This window comes from Acinetobacter sp. ANC 3882 (assembly GCF_022549545.1).
Classification (GTDB): domain Bacteria; phylum Pseudomonadota; class Gammaproteobacteria; order Pseudomonadales; family Moraxellaceae; genus Acinetobacter.
Genome location: NZ_JAKZGB010000021.1, coordinates 1 through 1,313, shown reverse-complemented (window position 1 = coordinate 1,313; position 1,313 = coordinate 1). Strand labels below are relative to the sequence as shown.

Annotated in this window: 1 protein-coding gene; it reads right to left on the bottom strand. The window is 54.6% G+C overall.

Features of this window, described 5'->3' with window-relative positions; genetic code table 11:
* A partial coding sequence (locus tag MMO42_RS18090; RefSeq protein ID WP_241321578.1) for an Ig-like domain-containing protein occupies positions 1–1,313 on the bottom strand: 1,313 nt, incomplete at both ends.

Sequence of the window (1,313 nt, the reverse complement as noted above, 5' to 3'; positions counted from 1 at the left end):
GTGGCAATCGCAGTCACCGTACTGCCGTCTGGTAAGTTACCTGGGTTCGGTGTGGTCCATACCCCTGTGGTTGGATCTGTTGGTACTTGAACGGTTGTGCCATTCGGGAAGGTGACCGTCACCGTCGAACCTGGTTCTGCTGTACCCGTAATCGGATCTGTGCCATTGATTGGATCAATGTCTGGTGCATTCGGTGCAGTCACATCGACGCTGTACACTTGTGTATCGGCGATGTTGCTGCTGTTGCCTGCTGTATCGGTGAAGGTCGCTGTCGCATCAATGGTTTTATCGCCATCGGCCAACAGGTCACTACCTGCCACACTTGCTGTCCAGTTGCCTGTCGCAGGATCAACCGTTGCGGTATAGCTCACGCCATTGATCAGCAAGGCCACTGCCGTAGTCGCTGCATCCGCTGGAATACCGGTCAAGGTGCCTGTCACGGTCACATTGCCGCCTGACTCTGCCGCATTCAAGACGTTGTCTGCGGTCACAGTGCCAATCGTTAAAGTCGTACCTGAAACATCTGGGCCAACTGTATCAACTGCTTCTGTACCTGGTGCAGATGGATTACCCGCTGGATCTGTTGCAACCGCGGTCACTGTACCGCCATTTGGTAAGTTACCTGGATTCGGTGTGGTCCATACCCCTGTGGTTGGATCTGTTGGTACTTGAACGGTGGTGCCATTCGGGAAGGTCACCGTCACCGTCGAACCTGGTTCTGCTGTACCGGTAATCGGATCTGTGCCATTGATTGGATCAATGTCTGGTGCATTCGGTGCAGTCACATCGACGCTGTACACTTGTGTATCTGCGATGTTGCTGCTGTTGCCTGCGCTGTCGGTGAAGGTCGCTGTCGCATCAATGGTTTTATCACCATCGGCCAACAGGTCACTACCTGCCACACTTGCTGTCCAGTTGCCTGTCACAGGATCAACCGTTGCGGTATAGCTCACGCCATTGATCAGTAAGGTCACTGCCGTAGTCGCTGCATCCGCTGGGATACCGGCCAAGGTACCTGTCACGGTCACATTGCCGCCTGACTCTGCCGCATTCAAGACGTTGTCTGCGGTCACAGTGCCGATCGTTAATACCGCACCCGCTGGGTTCGGAGGAGTAATGTCTACGCTATAGCTGTGGTCAGTGCTGACTGGGCCAACACCGGTCACATTCACCGTCACGTTGATGGTGCTGTCTGCATCGGCACTCAAGTCACTACCCGGAACGTTCACGCTCCACGTACCGCCTGCCTGTACCGTGGTGTTGTATACCGTACCATTTACATTCACAGTCACTGCATCACCGACCGTGAAGCT